The sequence below is a fragment of the Paracholeplasma manati genome (assembly GCF_025742995.1).
GTDB classification, from domain to species: Bacteria; Bacillota_I; Bacilli_A; order Acholeplasmatales; family UBA5453; genus Paracholeplasma; species Paracholeplasma manati.
On sequence record NZ_JAOVQM010000002.1, the window covers coordinates 226,148 to 243,787 of the forward strand.

Below are 17,640 nucleotides of genomic sequence, written 5' to 3' on the forward strand. Positions count from 1 at the left end.
TGATTGTTAGGACTTAGAAAACGGGGAAATTTAAGTGTATAAAAATATTTATGAAAGACTCTTTGAAGAGTCAAGTTTAGGATTTGTTCATAACAAAATGATTTTTGATGAACAGCACCGTGCCATTGATTTTATCATCTTAAATGTCAATCAAGCATATCTCGATCAAATGAACGCGACACGTGAACAACTGGTTGGTAAACGTGTCAGTCTATTCTCTTCAGAAACCAATACCCATTTAGGCAATTGGATTCAATCGTATGAAAAAGTGTTTACGACCGATGAAACAGTCGAATTTATTCAATACTCATCGCTCTTACGCAAAACTTATTTCGTCAAAGCGTTTAAGATCAGTGACGATGAGTTTGTCGCGAGTATCGATTTATACGATTCATACAAACAAACGTATGAAAGCGCGAAGATGGAACAAAACCTCATCTTAAATGCGATCGCAGAAGGGATCATCGTTGTTTCAAATGACTATCTCATCACACACATCAATTCGAGTGCCAATCACATCTTAGGACACGACAATGATTTGTCCTTATTGGGTAAAGATATCTTTGAGGTATTATTTCAAGATGCTCAAGCATCTAAACGAACGCAATTTAAAGATGTTGTTCCCTATTTACCACTATACAATCGGGTGACACAACTGCGTAAAAACGATGGTACTTGGCTCGATGTCTCCTTGTCCATTCTACCTAAAGCTGGTAGAAATTCAGAGATTGGTTTTGTCATTTCGTTTCAAGACATCTCTCAGCTACAAGGTTTAAAGCGAGACTTACAACAAAGTGAACATACCAAACAAATTCTAGTAGACCATTTACCCGGCATGATTTATCGTTGTAAGATGGATGAAAACTGGACGATGACTTTCATCAGTGAAGGGATTAAAACCCTCACAGGGTATGACGTCAATGAAGTCATCGATAACAATATCATCGCATTTAACGACATCATTCATCCCAATTATCGTGAGCTTTTACAAGATACCTGGCAAGAAATCATTGACCAAAAATCCATATTTGAAAAAGAATACATGATCATTACCAAAGAAGGCAAAAATAAATGGGTTTATGAACAAGGCAAACCCATCTATGATGAAACTGGAAACGTGATTGCTTTAGAGGGGATCATCATCGATTTAAATAAGCGTCGTGAACGCGATTTAGAAATCGAACACATGATATACCATGACCAGTTGACGGGTCTCAAAAATCGTCTCTATTTTGATGAAACATTGACGTCATTAGACGATGAACAAGCTTATCCATTTGGTGTTTTAATCGCGAACATCGATAACATGAAAATGATCAATGACAACTTTGGTCGAACTGCCGGTGACCAAGTCATCTTGGATTTCGCGGGTATTTTACGTGCTTATGAAAAGAAGAACTTCATCGTAGCCAGAACTGGTGGGGATGAGTTTTCGATCATCCTCAAAAACACACCAAGCCTTGAAACCTATGAAATCATGCTTGAGATTCAAGACAAAGCGAAAACATTTACCTATGATGGACCCAACGGATTACAGTATCAAATGACCGTATCTTGTGGCTATGAAACCAAGCTCGACCATGAATCGTCTATCAAAGACATCATCCGTAGTGCGGAAGACTTCATGCATAGACGTAAGTTACTTGCCCATAGCCGCTCCAATCGTGACTCTTTGTCATCGATTAAAGCGACGATGGTTGCGAACTCACAAGAAACTCAAGATCACATGGAACGCATGGGGGAAATCGCCCTTAAAGTTGGTGTGAAATTAGGCTTAAAACAAACCACGATGGATGACCTTTATTTACTCGCGATGTTACACGACATCGGTAAAATTGGGGTACCATTCCATATCATTAATAAACCAGGCCCACTCACCGATGACGAGTGGGAAGTCATGAAAAAACACCCACTCATTGGGTATCAAATCGCCATATCATCGGTCGATTTAAAACCGATTGCAGAAGGGATTTTGAATCACCACGAACGTTACGATGGTAAAGGTTATCCAAACCAAGTCAAAGGTAGAGACATTCCGCTAATAGCGCGAATTGTGTCGATCATTGACGCGTATGATGCCATTACCCAAGACCGCCCATATCGACCTAAAAAATCACATGAAGCGGCGATTGAAGAAATTAAAAAACATGCAGGGACTCAGTTTGACCCTGATATTGTAGATATATTTGTCAAAGTGTTTGAATAGGAGAACCCCTTATGGATGGTTTGTTAAAACGAATTAAAGTTTTTCTAATCACATTCATAACCCTCCTATCGCTTTTAACCATTTTTGGTATATATAGTCCGCTTTCACAGACCATTGAAAAAGAAAAACGTATGAACTTCATCACCGCAGCAGAAATCTACCGTGATTCCGTTCAATCGTTTATCACCATTTCATTGCAGGATGCGAATATCATCGCATCTAACTACGATACCAAACAAATGATGAAAGGCTATTGGGAAGGTAACATCTCACAAGCAGATATCACTGCTTATTTTACTGCGTCCTTTCCTACAAACATGGCTTTATTTGATTATGTGGTATACGCAGAAATCGGAACGAATAACTTTCCATTATCCACTTATGGTAGTCCGGTAGAAACCTACACCTATCAAGACATCATTTTTGACTTTTATGATCATGAACTCATCCCATTAGATACTGGCTACGTGCTTCGTGTGACCTATCCAGTCACCATGAATTTCACCAATGTCGGATATTTGATGATCTATTTTGATTTATCCAGTGCGGTGTTGTCCAGTGATAACATCACCCTAAACTTATACAAAAATGACTCATTTATACAATCAGTGTACGCAGAAGGGAAAAGACTAGAGGTTGATGGTGAAATCATCTATGTCCATGATGAACATGTCGACTATGTGGGTGCGTTCAACGGGAATCAAATATTTTATGTCATTTCCATGACCAATGCCGATTTGTATGGTAACACCAACTCAATCGTTAAATACGCCATCCTCGGTTTGATGCTCGTTATATTTCTAGCGTTCATTGTGTTTAACACTTCCGTTTATCAAAAAGCTGGTTCAATCATCCAAGAAACCAACCTTTTAAAGGATGAAATCACGCAAATCGCGGATATAGACTCATTGACTGGTGCTTTTTCAAGAAGTTACTTTGACCGTTACGCAGCGGCGTTTGAACAACGCTATGCAGATGGCTGGGTAGCCAGCCTCATCATGATTGACTTTGATAACCTCAAAGCCATCAATGACACCTATGGTCACTTAGCTGGCGATACCGTTTTACAAAATATCTCTAAACTCATTCAAGAATCTTTACGTGCCAATGACTTGTTCTTTAGATTTGGTGGCGATGAATTTGTCGTCATTTTAGAAGACTGTGAACGTGAACTCGCCGAGAAGATTGCGAAAAGACTGAATGTAGAAATCCAAAAAGCTTCGGAATCCTTACCCTATGTCGTATCCATTTCCTATGGTATTTCCATGCTCTCACATGACAGCAATCTTAAAAAAGTCATTCATGAAGCGGATGTCCAAATGTATTTAGACAAAAAACAAAAAAATCAAAAAGATTATGACTTATTCGACGTTTAGACCTAACAATCTAAACGTTTTGTTTTATAATAAAGGTAAGGGAGATGAAATCATGAAAAAATATGAAAAATGGATTTATCTTGGACTTTATGTCATCACATCTTTAATTTATCTACAACTCTTAATTGGCTTTTTCCGTTATGAAGATGCCTCAGGCATTGTATTATTCTTACTCACCATGATTTTATTCAATATCTTATATGGGGTATATTCATTCAAAGTGAAAACCAACCCGATGGCTTTGTTATTATCCATATTTTACTTCATTTGGTTTTCAGTGGTATTCTTTAATATTCAAACCGAAGGGTTCGTCATTTTACCAAGATACGACATTTATTATCTATGGATCGATGGCACGTATTTCCCTGCGAAACTAGAAGCCTTAAATGCGTATTTCGAAACCGTACTCGCGGTATCGGTTTATGCCATTCCGCTATTACTATTACTCAATATGGAACTGTTCAATAAAATCAAGAAAGGATAATATACCCATGGATGATCAAGCTATAGTATTACAAGTCTTAGAAAATGCCGGTGTACCACTCTCACAAAAAGAAATCGAAGCCCAGTCGGGTTTAGATCCTAAAGTCGTTGATAAAGCGATGAAGGCTCTTAAAAAAGATGAGAAGATTGTCTCTAAAATCCGTTGTAAATGGGAACCAAACCATTAATATGAATATCCCATTTGGGATATTTTTTCTAGGAGGAAATGCATGGAACCACAGGTAAAAGCCTTATTTAATGAATCGATGCTAGAGGTTGCGAAAACACTGTATCCAATGGATGAAGGGTCACTCAAACTATTGGGTGGATTTGAATCCTTTGTGTATGAATATACGCTCAACCAACAACGGTATATTTTAAAGTTCACACATAGTTCGCACCGTACCAGAGATCAAATCGATTCAGAGTTTGATTTTGTGAATCATTTATATCAACAGGGGGCACGGGTTTCTAAACCTGTCACCACTCGTCACGGCAACTATACGCATAGAATCCCTGCGGATATGGGTTATTTCACGTTGTCTTCAACCGAAAAAGCAGCAGGTATTCGAACCAAAGACTTACTGACTAACCCAACATTGATCGACAACTATGGTCAAACCATCGGGGCTTTTCATCGTTCGACCATGACTTATCAACCAAGTTTCAACATCGATCGACGATTCACCTGGTATGACGATTCATTGATTTTGGATGCGAGAAAGTATTTAGATGATACCGATTTATTTATATTGGGTGAACTGAATTCAGTCATCGAAGCGATCAAACAAATCCCGATGTCTTTAGACAATTACGGATTGATTCATACCGACATCCATGCCGGTAACTTTTTAGTCGATCAAGATCAAAATCTAACCGTGTTTGATTTTGATGATTGTGCCTATTTTTATTTCTTAAGTGATATCGCCATCGCGATCTTTTATACCGTCTTTTTCAATCCAAACCGTCATGAGGTTGCTAAACCTTTCATCAAAGCGTTGTTAAAAGGCTATATGAAACAACACACCTTAAAAAAATCCGATTTTTTACGAATCGAATTATTCTTTAAGCTAAGAACCCTCATTTTATATCTCGCACTCAAACGCAGTACTCAACCAACAGATCCTTTCACACAAAAATACAACAGCATTTACTTAGAAGACCTCAAACAGCACAAACCGTTTCTCAACCTAGATTACGATATGCTTTATGAAGAAGTTCAAAAAGAATCGATGGTATAATAATCAAGAAAGAGGTACACTATGGAACACATCAGAGGCGTCAATTTAGGTGGTTGGTTCGTCTTAGAATCTTGGATGAGACCAGCGTTATTCGAAGGATTAACCGGTCCGGATGAAACCCACTTTATGCAAAACCATAAAGATCCCCATCAAGCACTTGACAACCATTATCAAACCTTCATCACAGAAGCCGATTTCCAGTACCTTAAAGCACACAACATCACACAGGTAAGGCTACCTGTGCCATGGTGGTTTTTAGGTACCGATTTGTATCACCGTTCGAAAGAACACATCGATCGTGCGTTTGAATACGCCAATCGTTATGGGATTCAAATACTACTCGATTTACATACCGCACCTGGTTGTCAAAATGGCTTTGATAACGGTGGAATCACCGGTGTCATCGATTGGCCAAAAGACAAGAAAAATATCGATCAAACGATTGAAGTATTGAAATCGTTGGTGAGCCTTTATCATGAAAACAACGCCTTTGTTGGGATCGAAGTTTTAAATGAACCACACAGTTCAATCGATATTGATATCATCTTAGATTTCTATGAAAGAAGTTACCAAGAGATTCGAAAGATCACTCAAAAGCTTATTGTTTTCCATGACGCCTTTAGACCTAAGTTAGGTGTTTGGAAAACCTTCTTCAAAAACAAGGACAATGTCGCTTTTGACTTACACTTATACCACTGTTTTGATGAACGAATCGTCAACGGTGGCGAACTCAATCACCTTAAAGTGGTGATCGAAGAACGGCACCAAATGATTCAAAACCTCTCTAAGTTTGTCAGAGTCATTGTAGGCGAATGGTCGTTGGGTTTGAGAGAATCCAAGATGGATTTTAAGGATCCATTTTCCCATGACTTATTTGTCAGACTGTTAGCGGATTTACAACTGTATGTGTATAATCAAGCCTTTGGGTTCTATTTTTGGAACTACAAAATTGACCGTGAATCCCATTTGAATTGGGACATGAGACGCATGATTGATGCCGATTTATTACCTAAAAACTATTAAACCGAGGAGAAACCCATGAAAGCACTGTTTCATATCGACGAAAGACACAAATGGCCATTATTATCGATGAATATCAAAAACTTATTACAAATGAGCCCAGTGATGAATATCGCTGTGGTCATCAATTCAGAAGCGGTTGAACTATTCATTAAATCTACTGTGAAGCTTGAACCTAATGTGAAATACTACTTATGTGAGAACTCTATAAAGACGAGAAATCTCAATCCAAACGATGTTTTACCAGGTACTGAAATCGTGAAGAGTGGTGTCTATCAGATTGTCTTATTACAAAATCAAGGTTATGCTTATATAAAACCGTAAATTGATACGGTTTTTTTCTTTTCTTAATGTTATAATTGAATTAATGACGAGGTTAATCGAATGAAGAAAATATATATAATTTTATTTTTAATGATCATCACTTTGAGTGGTTGTCAAAATAACGGTACCATCGTAAGGTATTCAGATGATTTATCCATCAAACAGGATGGCATCATTTATTTGGTGGATAGTTTCTATGAGAATGGTTCTAATCTGACTTTTAGAATATCCATTGAGAATACCACCGATGAGTCACAAATCTTAAAACTCGAAGACTTATTCATCACTCGGTTATCCAACGAAGTAGGATATCCTGTGAATTGTCGTATCTTCGACAATGAAGTCACAGTTTCATCAAAATCGAAACAAAACTTATCGTGTGTGGTTGTATTACCAACATCGATTGAAGATGAACACTACAAATTAACATTTAACCAGTTTGTTTTTAACTTGTTTGAGAAGAAATAGAGGAAAATATGGATAAAAAAAGAATTTTGGAAATTATTGATATTCTGTCACATTCTATAAAAGAAAAGGATAACTACCTTGTTGACGAGTTAAAGGGTCTTATTTTTGATGAAAAACTACCGAAATATTTAACTATGATAGATCAAGTTTCTATCGATCTAGACTATGAAAAAGAGTTTTCTTTGTATTTGAAGCAAGAACGCCTAATTAAAGAAGTAAGTGTTGAAAAGTATTATGACTCTTTAAATAAAGTGAAAGAAATACTCGAATACAGTTATAACATTACAATACCTTTTAACCTATACACAGTTTCAGATCATAATTGGTTCACAAACATGATCATTGATTTTGAAAGTAATCAAAAGAATATAAACCTAAACTTAAAATGGCATCACATACTTTCTGCAGCATATAATAATTATAAGTATTTCTTGAAGATAAAAAATCGTACCTTCAAGAAAGTTATGTTGAATTCTAAAACTATTTTTTATTGTGATGTGGCTAACAAAAAGATCTGTAGAAAACCATCAAAATCAAACTTAAAAAAAGTTGGATCTGATAATAGTCTATATTTTGGAATTAAAGATGAAAGTATAATGTACGACTTGATTAAAAATATCCTTAATGTTGATGATAATGAATTTAATCGTAAATTTAAAATGAAAGCATATAACCAGATTATTGATGTAGAAACTAACCTCAATAAACAAAATCAAGTACAAGTTAAAATAATCGGTGATGGAAAAATGGCTTATATTTTTGACTTATATCAAATTAAACAAATGAATCAGATCAACCCTGATAACATATTTTTTTGTATTGACTTTAAAAATAACGAAATTACAGTTATATATGAGAGTGAAATCAATGCATAAACTAAAACTAGCAACTGTTTTCAGTGGAATTGGGTCAGTAGAACACGCATTAATAAAACAAAGCATACCATTTGAAACTGTTTTCGCTTGTGACTCAGGCGAAAGATATTTAAATCAAACTGAAAGTGAGATAAAAGACGATATCCATCTTAATCAAATTAGAGACGTCAAAAAGCATATTAATAACCTGTATAACAAAGAAAGAAAACCTAATTATGTACGTGAAACATATTTTGCCAACTATGACATTGATGATAGTAGATGGTACGATGACATTCGATTCATTGATGGTAACAAATACATAAATCAAGTTGATTTATTTGTAGGTGGGAGCCCTTGTCAAAGTTTCTCAATTATGGGAAAAAGAGCCGGTTTAGATGATACAAGAGGTACACTTTTCTATCATTTCGCACGTCTTGTAAATGAAATCAAACCCGAAGTGTTCATTTTTGAGAATGTACCAGGTATGCTAACGCATGATTATGGGAACACTTGGGATGTAATTAAAGGAGTATTTAAGCAACTGGACTACAATATTAAGTTTGAAGTTATGGATGCGATAGATTTCGGTATTCCTCAAAGGAGAAAAAGACTATTTGTTGTGGGATTTAGAGATAAATCAATAGAATTCGAGTTTCCGAAAGGTCAACAAAATTTTGAACCAATAACAACATTTTTGGAAGAAAACAATGAAATTGAATCCCATTTCTATTTAGGAAAAAAAGGATTTGAATTTGTAACAAATCCAAAATATAAAAATAGAGCTAAAATTCTAGGTGATACTATTAGAACACAAAAAGCAAATCAACAGTTTAATTGGAATGGTGATTTTGTTTTTGTACCTACTGCATCAATTACGAATGACCAAGTTAAAAGAAGAGCATATGAAGGTATTTACAATAATCAACATGGATACATTAGACAACTCACCAATAGAGAATGTTTGAACCTTATGGGATACAGCTCAAATTTTAAAATTGTCGTTCCCAAAATGCAAGCATATAGACAAGCTGGTAATTCTATTGTAGTCAATGTAATGGAAGCATTAATTAATGAAATTATGAAAGTGATGAAATAATGAAAAAGATTAAAGTTGCAACAGTATTTAGTGGTATTGGTGCATTTGAATTTGCACTTAAACGATTGAAAATCCCAAATGAAATCATATTTGCTTGCGATAATGGTGGAAGAATCATTGATTATGATTATGATAAGGAAATACAAATTGTTAAATCACTTAAAAATCCGTTAGAAAAGAAAAAGTATGTAGACGAATTATATAAATCTAATACTAGGAGACATAACTTCGTGAAAGACTCGTTTTTAGCTAACTACTCCATGGATGAAAATAAATTTTACGAAGATATACGTTTACTGGATGGTAATGATTTTACTGATCAGGTCGACATTCTAGTTGGAGGTAGTCCATGTCAAAGTTTTTCCTCAGTAGGATATAAAAAAGGACTGGAAGATGCACGTGGGACACTGTTTTTCGACTTTATAAGACTCATTAATGAGATAAAACCTCGCATTTTTATTTATGAAAATGTAAGAGGTATAAAAAACCACGATCACGGAAATACATGGGAAATAATGTCTGGTTTATTTAAAGACACAGGGTATAAAATAACTTCTAAATTACTTAATGCCAAAGATTTTGGTGTTCCACAAAATAGGGCAAGAATGTTTGTAATAGGAATTAAGGATCAAAATGATTTCAGTCTAGATAATATTAATATAGATTTGAAATATAAAATGCAAGATTTTCTAATAGATCACTGCTCTTTCGGGAATTTTACATATGATAAATCCGGAGAGTTAGTTATTCATAATAACCCAGGTGAAATAGGATCCCGTTATTATTTATCGGAGAAAATAAAAAAATATGTTTTAAAATCAGGTACGAAAAGTTTTTATCAAAAACCTGTGATTAATAAAGAAATCGCTAGAACAATTTTATCAACTATGGGAAATTGTCATAGAGCTGGTATAGATAATTATGTAGATCACGATGGCCAAATTCGAATGTTATCGGAACGAGAAGCTCTAAGATTAATGGGTTTTACTGATGATTTTCGAGTCGTTGTATCAGTTGCTCAAATGTACAAACAAGCGGGAAATTCGATAGTGGTTGATGTACTAATCGGTATTGTTAGAGAATTATTTAATCAAAATATTCTATAGAATTTTTGGGAGAGAAAAATATGGATATTAGCAATATAAAGTATGCTAAAATTCGAGATTGGATTAAACAATCACGAAAAAGAGGTTTAAGCTGGGATAAAATAGAATTGCTTAATCAATCTTCAATTGAAGAATTTTTATCTAAACTAAATGTTAATAAAATTGAACAATATTGGGACATTGATATTGAAACATGGCATCTAATCGTTAATGACGAGAAAATTGCGGAAATGGAAAGCTTAACAGCTGAGATCATTGGAGTCCCAACCATAGTAGCAGAAGATCCGCAAAATTACTTAGATTTACCTTTATCAAATGATGAAAATAGTCTATGGAATTTGTATTCAAACAAGCTTAGAGAAAAAAAGTTTAAAGAAAGAACAATTCGAAATATTGAAGAATCATCTAGAAGTATTTTAGTACAATTAAAGGATAAAACCGAAGAAGATAGACCAGTAAAAGGTTTAGTAGTAGGTAATGTTCAATCAGGTAAAACTGCTAACATGGCTGCATTGATCGCTATGGCAGCTGATATTGGATTTAACTTTTTTGTTGTTTTATCAGGCACGATTGATAAACTTAGAGAGCAAACACAGGATAGATTGTATGGGGATTTGGATCTCAATAGTAATCTTCAAATTCAACTTTTAACAAATTTATCGAGTAAGACAGCATCGCCTTTCCGTTTACAAGACCTAAAGTTTGAAAAAAAATCAAAAAAGAGATATCTATATGTTTGTCTAAAAAACCAAGCAGTTTTAAAAAACCTAAATCAATGGATAAATAAGGATCAATTAAGTAAAGAAGGCATAAAATTGCTAGTTATTGATGATGAAGCTGATCAGGCAGGTATTAATACATTAGATATTGATAGTGATGAAAGAACGAAAATCAATAAATTGATTATTGACCTTGTAGCAAATCGTAACTATAAAAGTGAAAAGCAACCTAAAAGCTTTGGTGCAGTAAACTATATTGGTTATACGGCAACTCCATATGCAAATATATTGAATGAAGCCAAACCAGAATCATTGTATCCAAGTAGCTTTATCGCTACTCTAGCCGTATCAGACGAGTACTTCGGACCCCAACAAATTTTTGGACTCGACGATTCGAATTTGTTAGGACTCTCAATTGTTAATAAAATCGATATAAATGACGTTAAATTAATTAAAAAGGATGATCCAAATTTCGATAGTGAATTACCACCGTCATTTAAAGAGTCAGTTATGTGGTTTTATTGCTCAGTTGCTGCATTGAGATTATCAGGCTATAAAAAACCTTTAAGTATGTTGATTCATACGAGTCAAAAACAAAAGGATCATAGTGATATTTATCAAAGACTTAAGGAGTGGATAAAAAAAGAATCAAATAGAATTGATGATTTTATTTTTAAAATGAAGAAAGTTTGGGACCAACAAACTAAACAATTTAATAAATCGTATCTACGACTTCAATATCCAAAATATGGAGTTTTAGACAAAGAAATTAATGATTATCCTAATTTTGATGACTTTAAAATTGAGTTGAAATCTTTAATAGATCAACAACCATGTAATATTGAGTTGGATTATGACAATGATAAGTTAGTTTATACTACTGGAATGCATTTATGCATCGACAACTGTAAATATAACGGTGTTGATTTTAATGGAAGACATTTTAGACTAGCTTACCCTGACCCCAAGAATTGTAGTATAACCGCACCAGCATTCATTGTAATTGGTGGTTCGACTTTATCTCGTGGATTAACACTCGAAGGATTAGTTAGCACTTATTTTTTAAGAACAACCAAACAAGCAGACACACTAATGCAAATGGGTAGATGGTTTGGATATAGGCATAATTATGAGCTTTATCCTAGAGTATGGTTGACTGATAATGCAATCATACAATTCAAATATCTTTCAAACTTGGATTTTAAACTTAGAAACGAACTTTCATTTATGGAAAAGATGGGATTGTCACCACTAGACTATGCACCGAGAGTGATATTTGATCCTGATTTAGCAATTATTCAAATTACTTCAAAAAATCGCATGCAAGGAGTTGAAGAAGTTGATGCAGATTTTTCAGGATATCAGGCTCAAACTACTGTGTTTTATAAGGATATACGTACATTAGAAAAAAACATTCAATCAACAGAATCCTTTATAAAAACTTTAGGAAATCCTATTTTGAATAATCCAGTTAATATCCATGCAAAAGATGCATATATATGGAAAAATGTAAATCATACAAAAGTTTTTGAATACCTTTCTAATATGAAATACCCTGACCATATAAAACTAATGAAAGGGTACGAAGGCATTAAAGAATGGTATATAGAGGCCAAAAAACAAGATTTAGTTCAAAATTGGAATGTAGCAATCTCTGGTATTCAATCAGGTAAAGAAACATACATTTCAGGGTTAAAAGTCAAAAAAGTTAATCGTTCAAAAGTTAAGAATAGTAATCCTGATGAAATATCAATAGGAGTTTTAAGGGATAGTAAGGATATACTTCTTGATATCGATTTAGATCAAAATCCTGATCTCATCAACGTCTTTAAAGATGATTCAATTAGTCCTTTGGTGATCAGAGAAAAATCATGTGTATCAAAGATGCCACAGTTATTAATATATGTAATTGATAGAGATTCCAAGGCGATTAAAAAGGATTCACAAGTAAGATTGGATCTAAACTCTTCCGTAGATGTGATTGGTATATTTTTGTTGTTACCAAGAATAAGTTCATCCAACAAAGATCAGTACGTTAGAGTGAAAATAATACCAAACATTGATTTTGAAGGAGTAGATGAAGATGCTTAATATTGAAATATTAAAACAAAAAAAGATGCAAATGTCAGGAAGTAAAATCTTAGACTCAATACAAAACAAAACAATGCAAAATATAGATTTGTTTGTTAGAGAAGCTGTTCAAAACAGCATAGATGCATTTGATACTAGACAAAAGTCTTCAGAGATTAATATAGATATAAATTACAAGTCTTTTGATTCTTATGCGTTATGCAATAAACTTGAGATGATTGGTGAAGTAATATCAAAAAGAAATGACCTGGTCGATAAATACTTGTCATTCAGCGATAAGAATTGTATAGGTCTTGTAGGAGACCTAGATCCTGAAGTGGTTAGCAAATTTGCAAACAAACAAGATCAAAACCTATATAACTTAGTATATGATGTCATGTACAAGAAAAGTGAATCAAACTCTGGAGGTTCATGGGGTATTGGTAAAACCTCGTTTTATAGATTAGGTATTGGTATAATTTTTTATTATTCTAGAATTAAGATAAATAATGAATATCAATCAAGACTGGTCGGTGTATTAATTGAAAACGAACTTAGAAGTAATAGTATTATAAAGACCAGTGAGTATAGTGGGATAGCTTTTTTTGGAAAACAAAAAAATGATTATACAATACCTGTTACAGATGATCATGAAATCCTTAGTTTCTTAAGTGTTTTTGATTTGAAACCATATGAAGGAAATGAAACAGGTACAATTTTAATTATACCGTATGTTGATGAAATGGTTTTTCTGCCAAATTGTCAAGGAAATTTCGGAAGAAATACTATTTTTCCTTGGGAAAGAGATTTGAGGAAGGCTTTTGAACTATCCTTCCAAAAATGGTATTTTCCTCGCTTCAACAACAAATCGGTTAAACCTTATATTTCACTCACGTATAATGGGAATAAATTTGATAGTTTTAATACATTCGAAGTTTTTAAACATTTACAATTAATGTATAATTATAAATTCTCCGACCATGAACTTTATCAAGTTAAAGATATCGAAATAAAAGACTTAGGTATAGTTGGAAGATTCATATTTGGAGTTTTTGATGATGATCAATTAAAAATCAATCCACCTCATAATCAACATTCACCATTTCAATTCTTAGGAATAGTACATGATGATGAGGATGCGATTGACAGTAACGAGCCAATCATCATGTTTACGAGAAAACCAGGTATGATAATTGACTACAAAAAATCTTTTCCATGGGTCTCGCCCAAACTATCAACACCACCAAATCAGTATTTCATAGGTATTTTCATACTTGAAACGAATGATGAGTTGGAAGCATACTTCAGAGCAAGTGAAAAAGCAGATCATATGGATTGGGGCGATATCGGTAGCTTCACTAATAAGAAAATGGTCGATTTACAACCATTCAAATTAATAACTTCTCGTTTACGTAAAATTCAAAAAGCTCAACAAAAAAATCTAGATGATCCGATTTCAGAAGATAATTTGAAGGAATTAGGGAAAATCTTGGCAAATATGTTATTACCAAATGAAGACTATGGCGATTTACCAACACTAAAAACCCCACCAAATGGAAGAGGTGGTGGGACTGTTATCGGCAAATCAAGAATACACAAATTGAGCATAGAAGATATTTCATATGAAAAGTACGTAACAATGTTAGTTAGGCTTCAATGGAAATCAACGATAAATAGAATTGAGATTTTTTTTAAGATTTTATCTGGTTCTAAGGCCATTTCTATCGATGAGTGGAATCAAATCGGTCTTGATTCTCCTTTCAAGATAGAAAAAATCGGAGTTTTTATTTTACAAATTGATAAGAATAAAAACATCAAGAACAACACATTCTTCTTTAACGAGAATCAAAGTATTACAGCATTTGAGGACTTTACTATTGAGAAGATTATATCAGAAAATGGAAGTACCATTGGATATAGATTCAATAACATTAAGCATATCGAAATTGATATTAGAATTGCTTTATATTTGACCGTTATTGACAAATCAATAAATATTGATTTAGTCCACACAATTGATCGAGGTAACAGCGATGAGTAATATTTCCTTATATCCTGCATTGAATTCAATTTTAGTCAATGAAATTGTTAAAACTAAGTATGACTTTTATTTCGAAGATAAGTATTCTAAAAAGTACCCATTACGACAAGAACAATTAGATAAGAAATCAATTAAAGTCACTGATCCAAACGAAGACTGGGTTTATCGTGATAACGGACTATATATTAAGATTAGTACAAAAATTCTATCATGTGATAGGATGTTCTTAAATCCTGAAGTCGCGTGTATTGATGCACAAGTTGGATATGGTATAGAGTGGTATTCTCAAGAGTCTAGACAAAGAGGTTTTGTTGTAATTGGTGAATGTAATAAAGATACTAAAGACAACAATAAACAAGTCGAATTGATGCTTAATTACAAGGATTTTAAAGATAATGTAAACTTTGATATTGTGTTTTTTATTGATACTCCTGGTAGTGCAGATGATAAACATAGGCATCTAGCTAATGAACCGGGAATTATTATCGGCTCAAGTAGACTATTTTCCTTGATTCTTGAAGGTTCTGGATCAATTTTCCCTGTTATGAGTATCGCGGATGCACTAAAACCATTATGGGAAGTCAAAGTTGATATAGAATCTGTTGAAGAAGACCAATTCAACAAAGATTACGTTTGTATCTACTTAAACAAGGAACATAAAGATTATAAATATATAGATAAGGGTAGTAAAGAGTTTAACATTAGTTTTTTGAAGGATGTCCTATCGTCTGCAATAACTCAAATTATTTCTACATTGATTGAAGGTTGTGAGGATCATAGTATTGATTCTAATAGTGAAGAAGGAACGATCATGAGGATATTGTATTATTTCCAAGAAAAACATAAATTTGATTATAGTTCAATTACAAATTTATCAAATTCTATAAAACTATATTTTGATAAGGAGTTCAAATTTTAAAATGACTAAATTTTTAAGCAAATTAGAAGCTGAAAAACACTATATTCATTATTTTGAAACTAAAAATATAGGTGATTTGAGTGATGAATATAAGCAAATTAGAATTGAAATTATGAAAATTTTTGAAAAATACAAAAACCTTAAGGGTTATGAGTTTGACTATCGTTTTGCAGTAGATTTCTATATAATTATGAATGAAATAAAAACGTTTAAACCATACCTAACAAACTATGATTATTGGAGGTATATTTGTTTAGATGTTGCCCCTGAAGTCATAGATTTTAGACATCCTATTGATGATCCCTATAAAGAATCAACAAAGGAGTACTACTATAAAAAAAATTTGAGAATGTATTTTCCAACACTTTATTGGTATGTTCATTTATCATGGCAAAATACAAGAGAAGAAACGTTAAAAGCACTTGAAGACAATACGACTGATACGATTTTAAACTTGGTTGAAAGACCTGGGAAAAAAGGAATATCAATTGATTTATTCCGAAAGATAATGTACTACTATTATCACGTAGATAAGAAGGATAGAAAGGTCATAGATTCAATTGATAATAAGAGCTATTCATTGTTTAGAAGAGTAATGATATTACATTTGTCAAAGTTAAATACAATTATTCCAAATAAATATAGAGAGGGTATAGATGGTTATGTTAGGATGTTGTTTGCTAGTTTTGGCATAACTTTTTCGGAGGATTTATAATAATGAATTTGTTAGACGAAATCAAACTTTACTATGCTTCCCTTGATAAAAATCGAGTAAGAGTGCTTAAGTCAATTAATCCATTTATTACATACTTGTATATGGATAGCTCAAGCTATGCTGTTGTTATCCCAGTAGATGAAAACTATCCTTTATATTTCGATGAATTTTCTGGATTTATCATACAAACTATTGAGATGTTAATAGAGAATAAAACAACTCGAGTTTTAATGCTTAAATCAAAATCACTTAAAAATTTGGATCAATTTGTAATTATTGCCAATAATTTTAGCGATCCGGGATTGAATGGTATTTTAAGACAAAGTTTACTAAATAATCCATTAGAGTGGTCAAATAACTGGAAACAATTTTTTGGTAATCAATATATAAATAAAGAATCGTATGACATATTTGGTGAACTAATAATCTATGATTACCTGTATGGAATAGACAAAACAGTAAAATGGACTGCATTAGATAGAGGCACCCATGATTTTGAGTCTATCGGTTTCAGTTATGAAGTTAAAACAACTACAAATAAATACGAGTCAATCGTAACAATCAGCAGTCAAAACCAACTACATAGTCATGTGCCAATAAAGCTATTCTATGTCAAAGTAGAGAAAAATCCAAACGGAATTTGCATAGACGAAGCATTAGATTCATTAAAGGAAATGGGAATCGATGTTGACATAATAAATACTTACCTTGAAAAAAATAACCTTCAAAAGGGCAAGATTGAACGCAAAGATAAGTATGTAATACTCGAAAAAAGAGAGTATTTAATTGATACTTCATTCCCACAAATATTTCCTGAAGAGTTTGAATCTTTCAAACATAGAAATAGGATACTCAAACTCACTTATACTATTGATTTATCAGGCATAGAATATCAATCCTTTTAACATATGTTTTTTATTTGATCTGAAAAGAAGCCAATCAGGCTTCTTTTTCAATTAAATATAAAAAAATTCACTTGATTAGATAGTGGTTATCAAA

At 33.1% G+C, this 17,640-nt stretch carries 16 protein-coding genes; all 16 read left to right on the top strand.

Going from position 1 to position 17,640, the window contains the following annotated elements:
• The first annotated feature begins 34 nt into the window (after positions 1-34).
• From N7548_RS03175 to N7548_RS03250, 16 genes are read left to right on the top strand one after another with little or no spacing between them, the layout of a single operon-like run.
• Positions 35-2,206 carry a sensor domain-containing diguanylate cyclase/phosphohydrolase gene (locus N7548_RS03175; RefSeq protein WP_263607977.1) on the top strand — a complete coding sequence of 724 codons (2,172 nt, stop codon included), beginning with the start codon at positions 35-37 and terminating at the stop codon, positions 2,204-2,206.
• An 11-nt stretch (positions 2,207-2,217) separates the two neighbouring features.
• Positions 2,218-3,582, top strand: coding sequence for a GGDEF domain-containing protein (locus N7548_RS03180; protein WP_263607978.1), 1,365 nt, complete (start codon positions 2,218-2,220; stop codon positions 3,580-3,582).
• A gap of 52 nt (positions 3,583-3,634) precedes the next feature.
• Positions 3,635-4,066 (top strand): hypothetical protein, encoded by a 432-nt coding sequence (locus N7548_RS03185; RefSeq protein ID WP_263607979.1) that lies wholly within the window; start codon positions 3,635-3,637, stop codon positions 4,064-4,066.
• A gap of 7 nt (positions 4,067-4,073) precedes the next feature.
• Positions 4,074-4,253: a hypothetical protein gene (locus N7548_RS03190; RefSeq protein ID WP_263607980.1), complete on the top strand. Its 180-nt coding sequence runs from the start codon at positions 4,074-4,076 to the stop codon at positions 4,251-4,253.
• 42 nt (positions 4,254-4,295) lie between these two features.
• Positions 4,296-5,306: a phosphotransferase enzyme family protein gene (locus N7548_RS03195; RefSeq protein WP_263607981.1), complete on the top strand. Its 1,011-nt coding sequence runs from the start codon at positions 4,296-4,298 to the stop codon at positions 5,304-5,306.
• Between the two features lie 21 nt (positions 5,307-5,327).
• Positions 5,328-6,329 carry a glycoside hydrolase family 5 protein gene (locus N7548_RS03200; RefSeq protein WP_263607982.1) on the top strand — a complete coding sequence of 334 codons (1,002 nt, stop codon included), beginning with the start codon at positions 5,328-5,330 and terminating at the stop codon, positions 6,327-6,329.
• A gap of 15 nt (positions 6,330-6,344) precedes the next feature.
• The gene (locus tag N7548_RS03205) at positions 6,345-6,650 is read left to right on the top strand and encodes a DsrE family protein (protein WP_263607983.1); all 306 of its coding nucleotides are present in this window, start codon (positions 6,345-6,347) and stop codon (positions 6,648-6,650) included.
• A gap of 60 nt (positions 6,651-6,710) precedes the next feature.
• On the top strand, positions 6,711-7,118 hold the full coding sequence (locus N7548_RS03210) for a hypothetical protein (RefSeq protein ID WP_263607984.1): 408 nt from the start codon (positions 6,711-6,713) through the stop codon (positions 7,116-7,118).
• 8 nt (positions 7,119-7,126) lie between these two features.
• Positions 7,127-7,993 carry a hypothetical protein gene (locus tag N7548_RS03215; RefSeq protein WP_263607985.1) on the top strand — a complete coding sequence of 289 codons (867 nt, stop codon included), beginning with the start codon at positions 7,127-7,129 and terminating at the stop codon, positions 7,991-7,993.
• Complete coding sequence (locus N7548_RS03220; RefSeq protein ID WP_263607986.1) at positions 7,986-9,071, top strand: DNA cytosine methyltransferase; 1,086 nt, start codon at positions 7,986-7,988, stop codon at positions 9,069-9,071. Before N7548_RS03215 ends, N7548_RS03220 begins: the two co-directional genes overlap by 8 nt.
• Positions 9,071-10,177 (top strand): DNA cytosine methyltransferase, encoded by a 1,107-nt coding sequence (locus N7548_RS03225; protein WP_263607987.1) that lies wholly within the window; start codon positions 9,071-9,073, stop codon positions 10,175-10,177. Before N7548_RS03220 ends, N7548_RS03225 begins: the two co-directional genes overlap by 1 nt.
• A gap of 20 nt (positions 10,178-10,197) precedes the next feature.
• Entirely contained in the window at positions 10,198-12,987 is a 2,790-nt protein-coding gene (locus N7548_RS03230) for a Z1 domain-containing protein (RefSeq protein ID WP_263607988.1), read from the top strand.
• Complete coding sequence (locus N7548_RS03235) at positions 12,980-15,007, top strand: hypothetical protein (protein WP_263607989.1); 2,028 nt, start codon at positions 12,980-12,982, stop codon at positions 15,005-15,007. Before N7548_RS03230 ends, N7548_RS03235 begins: the two co-directional genes overlap by 8 nt.
• Complete coding sequence (locus N7548_RS03240; protein WP_263607990.1) at positions 15,000-15,926, top strand: hypothetical protein; 927 nt, start codon at positions 15,000-15,002, stop codon at positions 15,924-15,926. Before N7548_RS03235 ends, N7548_RS03240 begins: the two co-directional genes overlap by 8 nt.
• 1 nt (position 15,927) lies before the next feature.
• Positions 15,928-16,641, top strand: a complete 714-nt coding sequence (locus N7548_RS03245) for a DUF6339 family protein (RefSeq protein WP_263607991.1) — start codon at positions 15,928-15,930, stop codon at positions 16,639-16,641.
• Positions 16,642-16,643: 2 nt separating this feature from the next.
• On the top strand, positions 16,644-17,546 hold the full coding sequence (locus tag N7548_RS03250) for a PD-(D/E)XK motif protein (protein WP_263607992.1): 903 nt from the start codon (positions 16,644-16,646) through the stop codon (positions 17,544-17,546).
• The last annotated feature ends 94 nt before the right edge of the window (positions 17,547-17,640 follow it).